Source organism: Polynucleobacter sp. 15G-AUS-farblos (assembly GCF_018882445.1).
Taxonomy (GTDB): Bacteria; Pseudomonadota; Gammaproteobacteria; order Burkholderiales; family Burkholderiaceae; genus Polynucleobacter.
The window spans coordinates 1-17648 of the sequence record NZ_JACVOM010000005.1; the positions used below are offsets into that span (position 1 = coordinate 1).

Here is a 17648-nt window from a genome sequence, read left to right on the forward strand (position 1 = left end):
ATTCTTACAATTTCAGGCGACAACTCCTAGTTTTCCTTTGGGTCAAGCCTGGATGAGTCCTCAAAATACCCACTGGATCCTATGGACTTATCCCTTAGCATTTACCTTTGGCCTGTACCCAATGCAGGTAGGCGGCATATCGCCGATTTGGTTAGTGCTATTACCGGCTTTATGGATGCGGCCTTGGAGAAATAGCGAAGGAAAAAAAGCGCTTTATCTGGCTCTAGGAGGCGTGATGGGGATCATTATTTGGGCTTGCTTACGACCATCAGTAATGGCGCCACGCTATTTTTTACCTGCATTAATAACACCATTTTTCTTATTAGCATTTGGGTTTGATGAGTGGAAGCAGAAAAAAACTGCTATTGCCAATTTAGCAAAGTGGAGCGTTATAAGTTTATTGTGCTTGTCATTGCTATATTTAACAACAATTGCAAGTATTTTTTCCTTGGCATTAACTTCTAGTCTAAATGGACATACAGGGTCAGTGCCCTTAAGGGATCGCTCAAAGTTGATTGAAAGATTCAAGGACAATGCTAGTAAATGCCTAGTATTGTCCTACTCGCTTGAGCCTATTCCATCATCACTATTGGCCTCATACATCATTAATGGACCAAATGAAGATGAAAATATTTTTCAATGGTCCTTAAATAATCAGGTAGATTGTATTATTTACGATCCTGTAACGCACAAGAGGAGCGATATTGAGGGTATGAAGCCAGCGGGTGTTTTAGTCAATGTTTATGAAGCCCATCCTGATACTTTGTACCTCTATTGGCTCCATCCGGAGCCAACCAGTGGACACACCGTACTCAATTTAGAAAGATCTAATTGGCATCCCAAAAAGGAGATTTTGTTTAGCTTCGGTGGCCTCTACCTGCCCCCAGAGTCTTGGGGTACTTGGTCGATTGGTAAAGAGGTTAGCCTAGTATTTATGCAGGCCCTTCCAGAGCAATTTGCCTTGACTCTTGAGGCACGAGCATTTGGGCCCAATATTGGAAAACCCATTTCCTTGCAACTAGGTGATAGCGTTCAAACTTTTACACTAACGGATCAATTTCAAAAGAAGACTCTTACGGTTAAGAACCCGCAACGAGTCAATGAGCTTAAGTTTATAGTCCCCAAACCAACATCCCCTAAAGAGCTGCGGATGGGAGAAGATGATCGAAAATTAGGAATAGCCCTAAAGCAATTAGAGATTGATTGGTGAGATTTCTGCTTTAAATAAGCTGGTCATATCTTGCGATACCTTTATCCAGGACATATTTTTAATAACAAAGTCTCTGCCATTTCCCCCAATCTTTTTTCTGAGATCAGGATTCGCTAATATATCTTTAAGCTTGACAGCAATTACTTTGGGATCGAGCCCGGGACAATGAATTATGTTAACCATATCACTTAATTTTTCGTTACCAAGAATATCAAGTGGACAATTAACAATTGTTGGTAGGCCAACTAGCATTGATTCAATTGTGGCCGTTCCAAGGCCAACATATTGGCCTGTAAGGGATGAGTAAAAAACATCACTGTTCATCATTTCTGTAAGGACTTCATTGTGGCTCAGTTCCCCGGCAAAGGTAATACGATCAGATATATTGAGCCTCTCAGCCACCTTGACTGCTTCATCGTAGTAGATGTGGCCAATAATCTTAAGATGTAGATTTGGAAAATCAGTTGCAATTAGGGCAAATGCTTTAACAAGAGGGATAAAGCTTCTTTGTTCGCTTACAGCGCCAACGCCTAGAATTTGAAATTTTGTTTGATAATCGTGTTGATTTTTCAGATAAAAATTAGGATTACCATTTACCCCATAATTCACTATTTCAGTCTTTTGCAGAATATTATTGCCATGAGTATCTATTAAATACTGCTCAATTTGTTTATCCCAAGCAATAATTTTCCTGCAGCTTGGAAATACAAGGTAACCACAAATAATTTGATCAAGAACCTTTAAAATTTTATTGCGATAAGGATTTAAGGATTGAAGCTGAGTTCCAATAGAGCAAAAAAGTGGAATTTTTCTTTTTTTTGCAGCGTATATTGCTGGAAAGGCAATGTCTAAGTAATGATTAACCAGTAATATGACATCTGCATTCATATTGTTAGCAGCGGCATCTATTAGGGAGTAATTTCTGGGAAATAATGAGGTGACGCGAAAGTGTTTGAAAAATCCAGGTAAGGGTACTTTAAGGGCTGGAATGCGCAGAACTTCTAATTCATCGTTATCAACTTCAGTTTCTTTGTTTTTTGGTGTGATGACTTTGATTGTATGACCAGCCTCTTTAAGGGCTTTAGCTAAGTTTTGGGTATAAAAAGAGGTACCCGTCCTAATGGGCGGGTACATTCCGGAGATTATTAAGATGCGCATCAGTTTATTTTTTTAGCGCCTTTGCTGGATTGCCGGCTACTATTTCATTTGGGGGGATATTCCGTATAACAACACTCCCCATGCCAACCAGAGAGCCGCTTCCAATGTTGACACCTTGTTTAATTGCGCTCCCTGTACCAATGTAGCATTCATCACCTACGGTTACATCCCCAGACAAATTTACGCCGCTTGTGACTATAGAAAAATTTCCAATTTGAATATTGTGGTTAAACGTGCAATTTGGCAATATGGTGACATGATCCCCAATCTGGACGTTGCTCATCAATACATTGCCAGGATAAATAATGCTACCAATACCAACTCTCGATGTATTTGAAATACAAGCATGTGGTGAGATGATAGATTCAAAGGAGGTTAACTTAAACCCTGATTGAATTAGCGTCTGTTGTCGCCTCAAAAAGTTATTAGGGCTTCCTAAGCAGTCGACGTATCGAGCATCTTCCCAGCATAGCTTGTTGCAGTCCAATTTTCCTAGTACTGGTAAATTGAATAATGATTTATTTTGTATCTCATCACTATCATCCAGTATCCCTATACATTGATATGTGGGGGCCAGAGAATTTATAGCTTCGATAATACTGAGAACATCTGAGCAGGTTCCGCCACCACCAACGAGGATTAATTTTTGTATTCCCACAGTAATTATTTAATGCCAATCTTCATTGGCCCTCACCCAAGATTTTTGTTAGGCACTCACAGATATAGCGAATATTATCTGGAGTTAGTTTTCCATACAAGGGCAAAACAAGTCCTGCAGTAAAAAGCGTTGAGGCGTTGGGGCATGTTTCTCGGGTAAATTGGTATTTATTTTGATAGTAAGTGAGGCAATTTAAGGCTTGCGCACCGAGGTTTGATTCAACTTGAAGGTTGGCTAAAGAGCGCTTAATGTCATCACGTTGCCCTGGTTGAGTTGTAATCATAAAGCTTTGCAATGAATGTCCAGGGGATAATTTTGGCAGGCGAATTTGGGTTAAAGATTTAAGTTCTTCCATGTAGATGGCTGCCAACTTTTTTCTTGCATCTAATTCTCGTTGAAATCTATTGAGTTGACCGATTCCTAGCGCCGCTTGAAAGTTTGTAAGGCGATAGTTTAAGCCTGCTTCGACAAAGTCGAATACGCCATTATGATTATTAATCCCATGGTTTCTAAGCTGTTTAAATTTTTCCATAAGCTTGCTGCTACTAGTGAGCAGGGCGCCTCCTTCACCAGTAGTAATTGCTTTTCTAGGGTGGAAAGAAAGGCAAGCTGCATCTGAATAGAATCCTGGATGGTGTCCATTGGCAGAAGTGCCAAGAGCGCAAGCAGCATCTTCAATAAGAAGGACTCCATATCGTTTTGCTATTTCTGAAATTGCCTTCATATCTGCTGGAAATCCAAATTCATGGACAACGATAAGAGCTTTGAACTGATTCTGTATATTGGATTTTAGATACTGTTCAATGGATTCAGGCGTGACGACATATGAAAGTGGGTCCACATCGCATAACTCTATGTTGGCACCACATCTTTCCACAGCATTAGCTGTTGCAGGATAGGTAAAGGCCGGAACCAAGACCCGATCACCCACACCTATTTCAAGGGATATCAGCGCAAGATGAAGAGCGGCTGTACATGAGGAAACTGCTATAGCATGAGGGATCTGGGTAAACCCAGAAAGAAGGTTTTCAAACTCCTCCACTGCCTTTCCTTGAACTAGCTCCCCACTTTTTAGAACGTTTAGGACCCTTTCTAGGTCTTCGTCATGAAGATCTGGCGAGGCAAGGCGAATCAAAGACTGTGTTCCTTGTACCATTTTGCGGTTCTCTTGATGCCTTCCTCTAAATCAACAGTCGCTTTAAAGCCGAGCAGATCAAGGGCCTTTTGCGTCTCTGGAATTCTCAATTCAATATCAGCAGAAAGTGCTTGTTTAAAAACAATCTCAGATTTAGAGTTCAGAACCCTACAAATCGTTTCAGCCAATCCGAAAATTGTTGTGATCGCACGAGCATTGCCGATATTGAATGATTCGCCAATGGCATTTTTATTCTCAAGCGCATGCATTAATCCAGCAACCATATCATCTATATAGCACCAGGCACGAATCTGAGTCCCATCGCCGTATATAGATATGGGTTCATTTTTTAATGCTTTTTTAATGAAAATTTGTATAGCACCTTCACCAGTTTGCCCTGGGCCGTATACATTAAAAGGGCGAATGGTAACAATTGGTAAATTTAATTCTTTAAAGTAAGCGTGGGCTAGGTGTTCCCCGGCTAATTTGCTAACTGCATACACCCATCGTGCTTCACCTGCTGATCCTGACACTGTTTGCATGTTTTCAGTAACCCGATATGCCATCGAGCCAAAGACCTCAGAGGTTGAAAAATCTATAATCCGATTGGATACTTTGTTTTGATTGGCTGCCCGCAATACGTTGGCTGTTCCAATCATATTAACTTCCATCGTCAATATTGGAGAGCGAATAACGGTGTCAATTCCTGCAATTGCGGCAGCATGCACCACAATGTCTGCACCATTCATCGCAGATTTAAGGTTTTCATAATCCAATATATCACCATGAACTAAAGAAATATTTTTATGCTTCTCTAGAGATGTGTGTTGGATAGTATTTCTTGTTAAATTATCAAATAAAACAATATTATTATCTGCAGACAATCGCTCAGCGAGAGTTGAGCCAATGAATCCAGCGCCACCAGTTATAAAGATATTTTGATTTTTAATTGCCATATATGTTTTTGCTAATAAAGATAGCGCTTATTTTTCTAGATTAAAAAGAGCATTGATAATTGTAGTTTGTTCTTGTTTTGTGAGGTCTGGCCCCATAGGCAAACTGAGGACGGAGTTGGCACAATTTTCAGCTATGCCAAGGTCATTTGTATGTTTGCTTGAGGAGTTATAAAAAGCTGGCTGAAGATGGAGTGGAGTAGGGTAGTGTATTGAATAAGGTATGCTGTGGGAGCTCAGGCGCTCTATTAAGGTTTCTCTAGTATTTGTTTTGATTGTGTATTGAGCATAGACACTTTTGTTATGTGGCTCTATATACGGGATGGCAACCTCAGACGTATGGGCTTGCAACAAAAACCCATAATTAGCTGCAACTGTTTGCCTGTCTTCTATCTCTTTTTCAAACCGCTCGAATTTTGCAAGCAAGATAGCAGCTTGTAAGGTATCAAGACGCCCATTAATCCCTATGATTGGGTGGTGATAGCGTCGATCTTGTCCATGAAGTCTTATTTGCTTCATTTTTTTTGCCAATTCGTCGTCGTTGGTAAAAAGAGCGCCCCCATCACCATAGCACCCCAGGGGTTTGCTAGGAAAGAAGCTAGTTGACCCTATTGTGGTCAATGAGCAAGATCTTTTCCCTTTGTATGTTGCGCCAAATGATTGTGCCCCATCCTCAATTACCGGGAGCTTAAATTTATCTGCAATAGCGTTGATTGAGTCCATATCGGCACATTGACCATATAGGCTCACCGGCATGATTGCCTTAGTATTTTTGTTTATTGCAGCCTCGACCATGGCAGGATTCATATTGTAAGTACGAGGATCTATATCAACAAAGACTGGCTTAGCGCCTAAAATTGCTATCATTTCTGCGGTAGCAATAAATGAAAAAGGGGTGGTAATTACCTCGTCCCCGGGGCCAATTCCCAGCGCCATCAAAGCAATTAGTAGCGAATCGGTTCCATTACTTGCAGAGATGCAGTGTTTAGCACCTATAAAAGCTGCAAGCTTTTCTTCAAGCTCAAATACCTCGGGCCCCATAATAAATTGGCCATGCTCAAGCACTTTGTTGATACGATCCCCAATATTTTTTTGAAGCTCTAAATATTGCGTTCTAAGATTTATAAATTGAATAGACATTTACTGAAAATGATGAAAATATAGTCTCATTCTAGCAGGTAAAGATGGTTTACAATTGACGATTATGATAATCATTGCAAAAGATATTTTTAATTAATAGATATATATTATGAAGCAATGGTCCCCTAAAGTTTCTATTATTATTCCCGCATATAATGCGGGTAACTATTTGAGGGAATCCATTAATAGTGCAATAAATCAAAGCTATACTAATAATGAAATTATAGTTATTAATGACGGCTCAAATGATTCTGGATTGACTGAAAAAATAGCCCTATCCTATGGAGAGCAAATAAAATATTTTAGTAAGCCTAATGGGGGTTGTGCTTCAGCCCTGAATCTCGGCATATCAAAAATGACTGGAGAATACTTTTCTTGGCTAAGTCATGATGATTTATATAAGCCAAATAAGTTGGCGTCTCAAATAAATTTCCTGAGGAGTATTGATAATAATAATGCAATACTATTTTCAGGTTATGATGTAATAAATGAAAATGGTTTATACCTATATTCAGTAAAGCCATCATTTATCTTAAATAAAATACAATTAAATACACCTTTAGCCCCATTAATGAGGGGTCTTATTAATGGCTGTACCCTATTAATTCCAAAAAATCTTTTGGACCAGCATGGTCAGTTTAATGAGAGACTTTTATGCACCCAGGACTATGAGATGTGGTTCAAGCTATTTAGGGTCTTGCCGGTCTATTTGTCTCCAGGGCAAGAGGTTTTAGCTAGAGTTCACCAAGGGCAAGCGTCAAATTCGAGTAAGGAATTAGCGCTCAGGGAGGGAAATACTCTTTGGATTGGTTTTTTAGATGAATTGACGGAAGAGGAGATGATAGAAATTGATGGCTCAGTTGAGCGATTTTTGCTTAAAACATCAGAGTTTTTGACAATTTCTTCTTATCTTGAAGCAGCAAATTATGCTGACACAATGAGAGACAGATACATTGAGTCTAATTCAGGTATTGTGGCGGATAAAGTTAAATTTGACTTTGGCAGAATGCTATCAATAGCCTCTTCTTTTGGAGATATAAAATTGTCCATTAAGTGGGTTTTTTGGTTAATAAAGCAATACGGCATCCGCGAAACTTATAAAAAGATTTTGTATGCCTTACGAAAATGATCAATGATATGCTCCGTCAAGCTGAAGGGTTGAAGTGAATATTTTAGTGCTTGGTATATCCGGAATGCTTGGTAATGCTATTTTTACTGAGTTTTTAAAAGATCAAAATACATTTAATGTTTTCGGCACCATAAGGTCAAATCATTTTAAAAAGTATTTTTCTGGTTCAGAATCTAGGGTATTAGAATCTTCCGCGGGCGACTTAAAAAGCGTTGCTCGCTGTTTGGATCTGGTCAAGCCGGATGTAGTAATTAATTGCATTGGACTAGTTAAGCAGTTAGATGCAGCTAATGACCCAGTTCAGGCAATAGCTATAAATTCTTTATTTCCACACCAACTTAATTCGCTATGCAAGTCATGCGGATCTAGGCTTATTCATTTCAGTACTGATTGTGTTTTTTCAGGCAACAAAGGTAGATACGTTGAGGCTGATACACCAGATTGCAATGATTTATATGGAAGAACTAAGTTACTTGGGGAGATTCTTGACTCTAATAATGCCGTTACATTGAGAACTTCAATTATCGGACATGAGTTAGAGGGATCCCATAGTTTATTGAATTGGTTTTTATCTCAAGAAGGATCAGTTAAGGGCTTTGATAGGGCTTATTTTTCTGGCCTACCAACAAGCGAAGTTGCAAGAGTGCTTAAGACCTTTATTCTTCCCAATAAGAGTCTTCATGGTATATATCATTTATCAGTGGATAGGATAAGCAAATTTGATTTACTAAAAATCATTGCATCAACCTATAATCAGGATGTGAAAATTACGCCTTCGCAGGATGTAATAATTGACCGCTCCCTAGATTCTTCTCTATTCAATCAAGCGTCAGGATATAAGGCGCCAAATTGGGATGTATTGATTCGTGAGATGTTTGATGCGCATCTTAGCTTTAATAATTTAATAAGACAGCAAACATGAAAACTCTTGTAATAGAGGCAGGAAGTACTGAAAAGCACTACTGGGGTGATCTATGGCGGTATAGAGAGCTTTTTTATTTTTTAGCCTGGCGTGATTTGCTTGTTAGGTATAAGCAAACAATATTTGGGTTTGGGTGGGCTCTATTGCGTCCGCTTATTACCATGATAGTTTTTACGATGGTTTTTGGGGGGCTTGCAAAATTGCCAGCTAATGGAGCTCCATACCCTATCCTGGTATTTTCCGCATTATTGCCGTGGCTATTTTTTTCTAGTGCTATTACTAGCGCAGCGGATAGCTTGATTGGGAATTCGAATATTATTTCAAAAATATATTTTCCTAGGCTTGTAATGCCCGCGAGTTCTGTAATCGTATGTTTTGTAGATTTCGCCATATCCTTTTTAATATTGCTCTGCCTAATGGTGTGGTATCAATTTATGCCTACATTCAGAATTGCATTACTCCCAATATTTATATTTTTAGTTTTATTTCTATCATTGGGCTTTGGGATGTTAATAGCCGCATTAAATGTAAAGTACAGAGATTTCCGCTACATCATTCCTTTTGTAGTGCAATTAGGACTCTATATATCACCCGTTGGTTTTTCAAGCTCTATTGTTCCTCAGCATTTTCGTTTGCTTTATTCAGTCAATCCTATGGTTGGTGTGATTGATGGTTTTAGATGGGCAATACTAGATGGTGCTGAGCAATTCTATTGGCAGGGATTTTTACTATCTTCAATAATGGTCATACTTATTTTTTGCGTAGGCCTATTTTATTTTCGTAAAACTGAAAAGAGTTTTGCTGATTTGGTGTGAATTATGAAGTCAATCATTAAGGTTGAAGGCCTATCAAAAAAATACATCCTTGATCATCAAGGTCATGCTCCTTATATATCGTTGCGTGAGGCAATTTCAGGTGCACTCAAGGGAGTTTCCAAAAAATTAGTTCCTGGCTCACAGGGTGTAGTTTGCTCTAAGGAGGATTTTTGGGCACTTAATGATGTTTCTTTTGATGTTCAGCAGGGTGATCGACTGGGAATTATTGGAAGGAATGGCGCCGGAAAGTCAACTTTATTAAAAATTATTTCTCGTATAACTGAGCCAACCAAGGGACGTATTTCTATCTCAGGAAGAATCGCAAGTCTTCTTGAGGTTGGAACTGGTTTTCATCCCGAGTTAACTGGGCGTGAAAATATTTATCTTAATGGCGCAATTTTGGGGATGACAAAGGCAGAAATCACTCGTAAATTTGATGAGATTGTTGCATTTGCAGAGGTTGAAAAGTTTCTTGATACGCCGGTAAAAAGGTATTCGAGCGGGATGTACGTTAGGCTGGCATTTGCAGTTGCAGCGCATTTGGAGCCAGAGGTCTTAATTATTGATGAGGTGTTGGCTGTTGGAGATCTTCAGTTTCAAAAAAAATGTTTAGGAAAAATGGGTGAAGCTGCAAAAGAAGGTAAAACAGTTATTCTTGTTTCCCATAATATGCAAACTATTTTGAATTTAAGTAGCAAGGCAATGCTCCTTGAGTCAGGAAAAATAGTTGAGTATGGAGATCCTCATAAGGTAGTTGCTCGATTCCAAGACGGTTTTAATCAAGACGTTTTTGGGCGATCAAATTTGTCCAAAGTAGAGAGGTATGGAGATGGACGCGCTGAGTTCACGTCTATTGAAATCACTCCTTATGACGAGTTCGGTAACAAATTGATTTCCCCTATAGTTGGGTGTAACCTTGAAATAGTTTTATCGATTGCCCCCAAGTGCGACTTGGCTAACATTACTGCTGCCATAACATTTTATGATGATTTAGGTAGTCGCTTAATAGATTTAAATACCCTAATTAAGGGGGTATCTGTAGATATAAGCAAAGACCAAATTTATAAGATTAAATTTATTGCGAAAAATATTCGTTTAAAACCAGATATATATACAATCGGATTATGGTTGGGTCGCTTAAATGAGGCAGACATTGACGGAATTCGCTATTCAACATCCTTTAGGCTTGATGCAAGGCGAGAAGATATTTTGTATGCAAGCCCTTTTCCCGGCATTTACTCATGTGAGTTTGATGTAAGTGCTTTAACTTAAGTGATGTAATTAATGATTCATAAATTTAAAAATAAAATCGCATCAATTGTTGGGCGCTATTTATTTCCTGACTTATATGAAAGGGTAGATCGCCTTGAGTATAGATCTTTCAATCGTCGATTTTATGCAATCGAGCAATGCGCAGAATATCTTGTTGGTGCACAGGTGGATGGTGATTATTGTGAGTTTGGGGTTTATATTGGAACTACTTTTAGCCACGCCTATAAATGGCTTTCACCCCTTTTTACTAAAATGAGATTTATTGCTTTTGATTCTTTTGAAGGGCTTCCAAAGCCTAAAGGCATTGATTTCAGTGATGGATATAGCAGTCATTTTTATGAACGTCAATTTAGTTGTACGGAAGATGATTTCAGAAATAATATTTTGAAGAATGAGGTTGACCTCAATAAGGTAGAAATTATCAAGGGGTGGTTCAGTAAAACTTTGGATCCAAAGAGTTTTGAGTCGCAAAAAATAGAAAAAATAGCGGTTGCATGGATTGATTGTGACTTATACGAATCTACAGTGCCAGTTTTAGATTTTCTAACCCCCAGAATTTCGGTTGGAAGTGTATTGATTTTCGATGATTGGCGATGCTATCGTAATCATCCTGATTTCGGTGAGCAATTAGCCTGCAGAGAGTGGTTAAAGGCGAACCCAAACATAAAGCTAGCCCCACTTTTTTCGTTTGGATGGAATGGTATTGCATTTTCAGTTGTTGAGTGCTAAAGAGTAATCCTTGAATAATTTAGAAAAATACAACTGCCCCATTTGTGGCGTAAAGCTTAATAGTAGTGGCCCTAAGTATTTCTTGAGTGATCTTTTGAAGTTATGGGGCGGAGTTGACTTTAGTGAGGAGGTGATTGATCAGCATATAGAGCAAAGCGCATTCACACAACTATTTTCATGTTTAAGTTGTGGGTTTGAGGTTTTCTACCCCCAGATAATTGGAACATCTGATTTCTATTTGGCATTACTAAAAAATCAAGATAATTTGTATTACACGAATGAAAAGTGGGACTTCACCGAGGGCCTTAAAGATCTATCGGCCGGTCAAAAAATAGTTGAACTAGGGTGTGGACCAGGCCATTTTCTTGAGTTAGCTAAAAAACAAGGTGTAAATGTTCTGGGTGTTGAATACAACCCTCTAGCATTGGAGGTTGCTCGAAAAAAAGATTTAGCGGTAATCGGTATTGGGGAGAATTGCTGCGATAAAGGTACTTTTGATATAGCGTATTCTTTTCATGTATTGGAGCACGTCCAATCACCCGTTGAATTCATTGAAGAAATGTTCTCTTGGGTAAAACCTGGAGGTCGGGTTGCCATCTCAGTTCCTAATATGGATGGGCCAATAAAATACATTGAGCCATGTATTTCTAATATGCCACCCCACCATGCCTCCCGTTGGAGGCTATCAGCTTTTAAGGCTCTTGCACTGAACAAAAATTATCATATTGAAAGGGTGGTAATTGAGCCTCTCTTTCTCAGAGATGGATATTATTACACTGAGTATGCGTCTAAAAAAATAATCACGAAACCTTTAGCTCTAGCTAAATTATTTCAGTTTCTTTTCAAGAATATATTCAAATTAGGTTTCAGCTTTATGAAGCTTATTGGTTGTAAATCAACCCGCCTGCTTTCGGGGCAATCCATTTACATAGTCTTATCTAAAGCTAATCATTAAATTTATGTGTGGAATAGCGGGGGTAATTGGGAAAGGTGGCGATGAGCTTGTTCCAGACATGCTTCTGGCTATGAGGCATAGGGGGCCTGATGATTTTGGAATTTATCATCATGAAAATACGTCTCTGGGTATGGTGAGACTTTCTATTCTGGATATTTCAGCTCATGGGCATCAGCCAATGAAGAATGCCGATGACTCAATCGTGATTGTTTATAACGGCGAAGCATATAACTTTTTATCTGAGCGAAAAATTCTTGAAAATAAAGGATATTTGTTTAGATCAAATTCAGATACTGAGGTAGTTCTATTAATGTATCAAGAGTATGGGGAAGATTTTCTTCTTAGGTTGCGCGGAATGTTTGCTCTTGCAATTTACGACAAAAGAAAAGGCCCTGGTTTTGAAAAACTATTGTTAGCACGTGATCCCTTGGGAATAAAGCCATTGCTTTATTGCATGCAAAAAGACTCTTTAATATTTGGATCAGAGCTCAAAATGCTTTTAGCTAGCAATCAAATTGAAAGCGTGATTGATCCTGAGTCTCTCAGGCTTTTATTAACCTTTGGGTCAGTTACACAGCCTAGAACAATGATAAAAGATGTTCATATGCTTATGCCTGGTTGTAAATTGATTTATGAGCAAGGCAAGGTCATTAAGAGTGAGTATTGGAAATTCCAAGAAAATCAAATAAGCGGTCTTGGAGAATTGCCCCAGGATCAATTGGTTGATCTAACGATGGATGCTATTGATAAAAGCGTAAGTTTAGAAATGGTGAGCGATGTATCGGTTGGCGCTTTTTTAAGTGGAGGAATTGATTCTGCCATCATGGTTGCGATGATGGCCAAAAATAGTACCAAGCCTATAAAAACCTTTTCAGTAGGATTTGAAGGCGAGGAAAATTTTATAGATGAGACGACAGATGCTGCAGCAACTTCTAATTTTTTAGGAACAGATCACCAGCGCGTAGTGATAACGGGAAATGATGTCAAAAGCCATATTTATCATATTGCATCCGCGCTTGACCAACCATCAGTAGACGGTGTTAATTCATATTTTGTATCGCTTGCAGCAAGCAAAGAGGTAAAGGTCGCTATATCTGGAACTGGCGGCGATGAGTTATTTGGCGGTTATCCCTGGTTCTCTGTAATGAATGAATATATTCAATCGGAGATTAATGCTATTGGGGCGAGAGCTTCCCTTGAGAGAGTAATTTCAAATTTTTCTAGAAATGTTATCTTTAATCCTCTTATTCAGAGTCCACTGGCTTTGCCGCTTGATGTGCTTCGTTCTCGATCTGGTTACCTCCCTAAATTTTCAAGACTTCATCAAATATTTGGACCAATTGACTCAATTAAATATTTATCACCCCAGATTAGAAAAAAAGTTTCTACAGGACAAGATCCATCCATTGACTTTTCTTTAGCGGATAGATTGGCAGATGGGGATGCTGTTAATCGTGCATCAGTGTTGTGTTTAAGGGGTTATACATTGAATCAGCTTCTGCGTGATATCGATTCAGCATCTATGGCCCATTCACTTGAAGTAAGAGTGCCTTTTCTTGATGTTGAGTTGGTAAACCTTGCGTTATCACTTCCTGTGAATGCAAAGCTTGATAGCTCTTCATTGCAGAAAAATTTAACTGATAGCAGCTATCGTGCACTAGGAGCCAAGAAAATATTGGTGGATATCAGCTCTAGAATCTTTTCAGAAAACATGGTAACTAGAGCAAAAAGAGGTTTTTCTATGCCTTTCGAGTCTTGGCTTAGAAAGGATTTAAGGGACGTGCTTGAGGATACATTATCTGAACGTTCCGTTAAAGCTAGGGGCTTGCTTAACGTAAATGAGGTGAGCAAATTAAAGACAGCATTCCTAAATGGGCAGATGAGCTGGGTAAGGCCGTGGCTATTAATGATGCTTGAGTTGTGGTGCCGAGAGGTTCTTGATGTGAAAAATACGAATAGCAGAAAAGCGCTTGTAACATGAAGCCGATAAGAAAGAAAATTCTTTTTTTCGCCTGGGGGTACTCAATTCATGCATTTCGAAGAATTAGTATTTTTGCAGAAGATAAAAATTTTGATGTAGCCATTATTTCTAATTATCGATATCAAATACAAAATACTCAGTTATTTTTTTTAGATAGTACCTATCTTTTATTTGTAGAAAAATTGATTGCTCTAGCTCTATTTGGATTGGTACTAGTCCCCTTGATTTTTTTTAAAATCAAGCCCAATGAAGTATTAAATTCAATTTATGACTTAATTTTGGCAAGAAAATATGTTAACTCTTATGGTGCCGATATAATTTTCCTTCAGACTTTAATTTATCCAAATTATTTGGCGCTCTTCTTAAGAAAAAAAATACCATTGGCAATAACATTTTGGAATGGGGATGTGATTTGGTGGGCCAAATGGACAGGGCTTGAAAGGGCATTTAAGAAGATAATCGTTAAAAATGGTGTTAAAAATGCAAGCCTTATAACGGTTAACTCTTCTGAGGCATATGGATGTTGCATGGCTTATGGAGCTGACGAGAAAAAAATTGAACTAATACGCTATCCAGGGGTCGATAGAGAAAAGTTTTATCCCGGAAATAAATCTCGAGAAGCTGCTCAGTTTTATGAGGATGGTGGGAGAGTAGTTTTTTGTCCTCGGGGGATTGGAGAGTACTTGAATAGCGAAAATATTATTCGATCCATACCAAGCGTCCTGAAAGAGTTTCCAAAAATCAAATTTATATTTCTTTATGGAGCAGAATCCCATCGGTTATGGGATGAGCACTTAAAATTAGCCGAATCTCTTGGGGTTGGGTTAAATGTAGTGGGCATGTCTAAAATTGAGTGGACTCTAATGCCCAATATGTATAGAGATGCTGATGTAATGGTATCTATATCTTCAAATGATTCTTTGCCTAATTGCATGATGGAGGCAATGGCTTGTGGGGTACCTATTGTTATGGGGGGTATACCTTCTATACAAGAATGGGTTCTAGATGGTGTAAATGGTTTCTGTGTTGACCCAAAGAATTCAGTTCAACTTGCTGAAAGGATAATTCAAACTCTTCGTGGTCAGGGCGTTGTTAGTGGATTTGCCAAATATAATCTTTCATTAGTAGCCAACAAATTTGATAGTGCCGATAATATTAAAAAAATTAAAGATGCTATTTTATCAAGGGCATTATAGTTAATAATCGCAATTATGCTTAAAGAAAAAAAATGGCTAATAACAGGTGTTGCTGGCTTCATTGGTAGCAATATTCTGAAAGAGTTATTAACTAATAACGAAGTTGTAATTGGGTTAGATAATTTCTCAACTGGCTTCAGAAAAAATTTAGACTATATTCAATCGACTGTTTCCAGTGAGCAGTGGAAGCGTTTTACAATTATTGAGGGCGATATAACCAATCCCGTAGATTGCAGTCTTGCGTGTAAGGGTGTTAGTTATGTTCTTCACCAGGCAGCATTGGGGTCGGTTCCACGCTCTATTGAGAATCCAGCTGCTACCAACCATGTCAATATAGATGGTTTCTTGAATATGCTAGTTGCAGCACGGGATGCTGGAGTTGAAAGATTTATTTATGCAGCCTCTAGCTCAACTTACGGCGATCACTTAGCCTTACCAAAAATTGAAAATGTAATTGGTAGGCCATTATCTCCTTACGCAATTACTAAATACGTTAACGAGCTATATGCTGATGTATTCAATAAAGTCTATGGGCTGGATTGTATTGGCTTGAGATATTTTAATGTGTTTGGGTTCTTGCAGGATCCCGCTGGCTCGTACTCTGCAGTCATTCCACGTTGGATAGACGCCATTATGAATTCAAAAAGTGTTTATATTAACGGTGACGGCGAAACAAGTCGTGATTTTTGCTACGTAGAGAATGTGGTAAGCGCAAATCTATTAGCTGCAACTGCATCTTCAGAGTTGGCTTTGAATCAAGTTTATAACGTAGCAGCTGGCGATCGTACTACTCTAAATCAATTATTTGAGCTTATTAGAAGTATTCTTGCGCAAGAATTAAAGATTGAGATATCTATATTGCCTGAATATAAAGAGTTTAGATCTGGCGATATCAGGCACTCACAAGCTGATATTTCTAAAATACAGAGTTTGCTTGGTTATATTCCGCTATTCAGGCTTAAACAAGGACTTGAGAAGACTATTAGATTAACTTTAAAAAATAAGTAGATTGATCGATAATTGAGTGATCTGATTAATGCCAAAAAACTCATTAGGCAAAACTATTTAAAAATTACACTATTCAAAAATGAAAAAAAAATTAATTGAAAAAATAAATTCCAAGAAAGCCAAGATTGGAATCATAGGGCTTGGCTATGTTGGGTTGCCATTGATGATTCGTTATTGCGAGGTCGGGTATCAGGTATTAGGTTTTGATATAGATTCAGAGAAGGTTGATATTTTGAATTCGGGAGAGAGTTACATTGAGCATATCCCAAGTTCACTTATTCAGAATGTGAGATCTGACTCTCTTTTTGAAGCCACGGTAGACTTTTCGAGAATTGATCAGGTTGATGCAATTATCTTGTGCGTACCAACACCTCTAAATAAATATCGAGAGCCTGATCTTTCATTTATTATAAAAACTATTGAGGCTATAGCGCCATATTTAAGGTCTGGTCAAGTTTTATCACTCGAGAGTACAACTTATCCAGGAACTACAGATGAAGAATTATTCCCACGAATAAAAGATGCGGGCCTGGACGTAGGGAATAATTTTTTTCTGGTTTATTCGCCTGAACGAGAAGATCCTGGAAATAAGCAATATTCGACACGATCGATACCAAAAGTTTGCGGAGGCTTTACACCATCATGTCTAGAGGTTGGAATAGAGCTATATTCTGGGGTGATAGACAAAATGATTCCCGTTAGTTCGACACGTGCGGCTGAGCTAACTAAGTTGCTCGAGAATATTCATCGCGCAGTTAATATTGGCTTAGTTAATGAAATGAAGATTGTTGCCGATAAAATGGGAATTGATATTCATGAGGTAATCCGTGCTGCGGCTACAAAGCCTTTTGGATTTGTACCATATTTTCCAGGCCCTGGATTAGGTGGACATTGCATTCCTATTGACCCATTTTATCTAACGTGGAAGGCAAGAGAATTTGGTGTTCATACAAAGTTTATTGAGCTTGCTGGTGAAGTTAATTCTCAAATGCCAGATTATGTAATTTCTAAGCTTATTTCTGCCTTAAACGGGCAAAAAAAATCAGTAATGGGCAGTAAAATTTTAGTATTAGGCTTGGCTTACAAAAAAAATGTTGATGATATGCGTGAATCACCATCAATTGAGCTGATGGAAAAATTACGCAACTTGGGGGCTCAAATTTGCTATAGCGACCCTCACATACCATCTTTTCCTAAAATGCGTGAACATACTTTTCAGCTAAATAGCGAAGAGTTAACGGCTGATTTATTGCATCAGATTGATTGTGTTTTATTGGCAACCGACCACGATAAGTTTGACTATCAATTTATAGAAAAAGAATCTTCTTTGATAATTGATACTCGCGGTCGCTTTTCAGGAAATGCACCTCATATAATTAAGGCATAA

Annotated in this window: 15 protein-coding genes and 1 pseudogene; 11 read left to right on the forward strand and 5 right to left on the reverse strand. The window is 38.4% G+C overall.

The features are described from left to right. Positions 1 to 1210: pseudogene (locus ICN41_RS08800) on the forward strand (hypothetical protein); the annotation flags it as partial. Here ICN41_RS08800 and ICN41_RS08805 read toward each other — a convergent pair. From ICN41_RS08805 to ICN41_RS08825, 5 genes are read right to left on the reverse strand one after another with little or no spacing between them, the layout of a single operon-like run. Continuing rightward, positions 1193 to 2344, reverse strand: a complete 1152-nt coding sequence (locus ICN41_RS08805) for a glycosyltransferase family 4 protein (protein WP_216292552.1) — start codon at positions 2342 to 2344, stop codon at positions 1193 to 1195. The pseudogene ICN41_RS08800 and the gene ICN41_RS08805 overlap by 18 nt on opposite strands. Before the next feature lie 28 nt (positions 2345 to 2372). After that, positions 2373 to 3026, reverse strand: coding sequence for an acetyltransferase (locus tag ICN41_RS08810; RefSeq protein WP_216292553.1), 654 nt, complete (start codon positions 3024 to 3026; stop codon positions 2373 to 2375). Between the two features lie 22 nt (positions 3027 to 3048). Next, entirely contained in the window at positions 3049 to 4182 is a 1134-nt protein-coding gene (locus ICN41_RS08815; protein ID WP_216292554.1) for a DegT/DnrJ/EryC1/StrS aminotransferase family protein, read from the reverse strand. Further along, positions 4158 to 5117 (reverse strand): NAD(P)-dependent oxidoreductase, encoded by a 960-nt coding sequence (locus ICN41_RS08820; RefSeq protein ID WP_216292555.1) that lies wholly within the window; start codon positions 5115 to 5117, stop codon positions 4158 to 4160. The genes ICN41_RS08815 and ICN41_RS08820 overlap by 25 nt, the downstream gene beginning before the upstream one ends. Before the next feature lie 27 nt (positions 5118 to 5144). Next, positions 5145 to 6254 (reverse strand): DegT/DnrJ/EryC1/StrS aminotransferase family protein, encoded by a 1110-nt coding sequence (locus ICN41_RS08825; protein ID WP_216292556.1) that lies wholly within the window; start codon positions 6252 to 6254, stop codon positions 5145 to 5147. Positions 6255 to 6363: 109 nt separating this feature from the next. Between ICN41_RS08825 and ICN41_RS08830 the strand changes: the two genes are divergently transcribed. From ICN41_RS08830 to ICN41_RS08875, 10 genes are all read left to right on the forward strand, one after another. Further along, complete coding sequence (locus tag ICN41_RS08830) at positions 6364 to 7383, forward strand: glycosyltransferase (RefSeq protein ID WP_216292557.1); 1020 nt, start codon at positions 6364 to 6366, stop codon at positions 7381 to 7383. Between the two features lie 34 nt (positions 7384 to 7417). Continuing rightward, on the forward strand, positions 7418 to 8305 hold the full coding sequence (locus tag ICN41_RS08835) for a sugar nucleotide-binding protein (protein WP_216292558.1): 888 nt from the start codon (positions 7418 to 7420) through the stop codon (positions 8303 to 8305). Continuing rightward, a complete protein-coding gene (locus tag ICN41_RS08840; RefSeq protein ID WP_216292559.1) occupies positions 8302 to 9120 on the forward strand; it encodes an ABC transporter permease in 819 nt (272 codons plus the stop codon). The genes ICN41_RS08835 and ICN41_RS08840 overlap by 4 nt, the downstream gene beginning before the upstream one ends. 3 nt (positions 9121 to 9123) lie before the next feature. After that, complete coding sequence (locus ICN41_RS08845; RefSeq protein WP_216292560.1) at positions 9124 to 10392, forward strand: ABC transporter ATP-binding protein; 1269 nt, start codon at positions 9124 to 9126, stop codon at positions 10390 to 10392. A 12-nt stretch (positions 10393 to 10404) separates the two neighbouring features. Further along, a complete protein-coding gene (locus tag ICN41_RS08850; protein WP_216292561.1) occupies positions 10405 to 11121 on the forward strand; it encodes a TylF/MycF/NovP-related O-methyltransferase in 717 nt (238 codons plus the stop codon). Between the two features lie 10 nt (positions 11122 to 11131). Beyond that, a complete protein-coding gene (locus ICN41_RS08855; protein WP_216292562.1) occupies positions 11132 to 12076 on the forward strand; it encodes a bifunctional 2-polyprenyl-6-hydroxyphenol methylase/3-demethylubiquinol 3-O-methyltransferase UbiG in 945 nt (314 codons plus the stop codon). A gap of 4 nt (positions 12077 to 12080) precedes the next feature. Then, a complete protein-coding gene (gene asnB, locus ICN41_RS08860) occupies positions 12081 to 14057 on the forward strand; it encodes an asparagine synthase (glutamine-hydrolyzing) (protein ID WP_216292563.1) in 1977 nt (658 codons plus the stop codon). Further along, positions 14054 to 15253, forward strand: coding sequence for a glycosyltransferase family 4 protein (locus ICN41_RS08865; protein ID WP_216292564.1), 1200 nt, complete (start codon positions 14054 to 14056; stop codon positions 15251 to 15253). The genes asnB and ICN41_RS08865 overlap by 4 nt, the downstream gene beginning before the upstream one ends. 15 nt (positions 15254 to 15268) lie before the next feature. After that, the gene (locus tag ICN41_RS08870; RefSeq protein ID WP_216292565.1) at positions 15269 to 16261 is read left to right on the forward strand and encodes an NAD-dependent epimerase/dehydratase family protein; all 993 of its coding nucleotides are present in this window, start codon (positions 15269 to 15271) and stop codon (positions 16259 to 16261) included. A 79-nt stretch (positions 16262 to 16340) separates the two neighbouring features. Further along, complete coding sequence (locus tag ICN41_RS08875) at positions 16341 to 17648, forward strand: nucleotide sugar dehydrogenase (protein ID WP_216292566.1); 1308 nt, start codon at positions 16341 to 16343, stop codon at positions 17646 to 17648.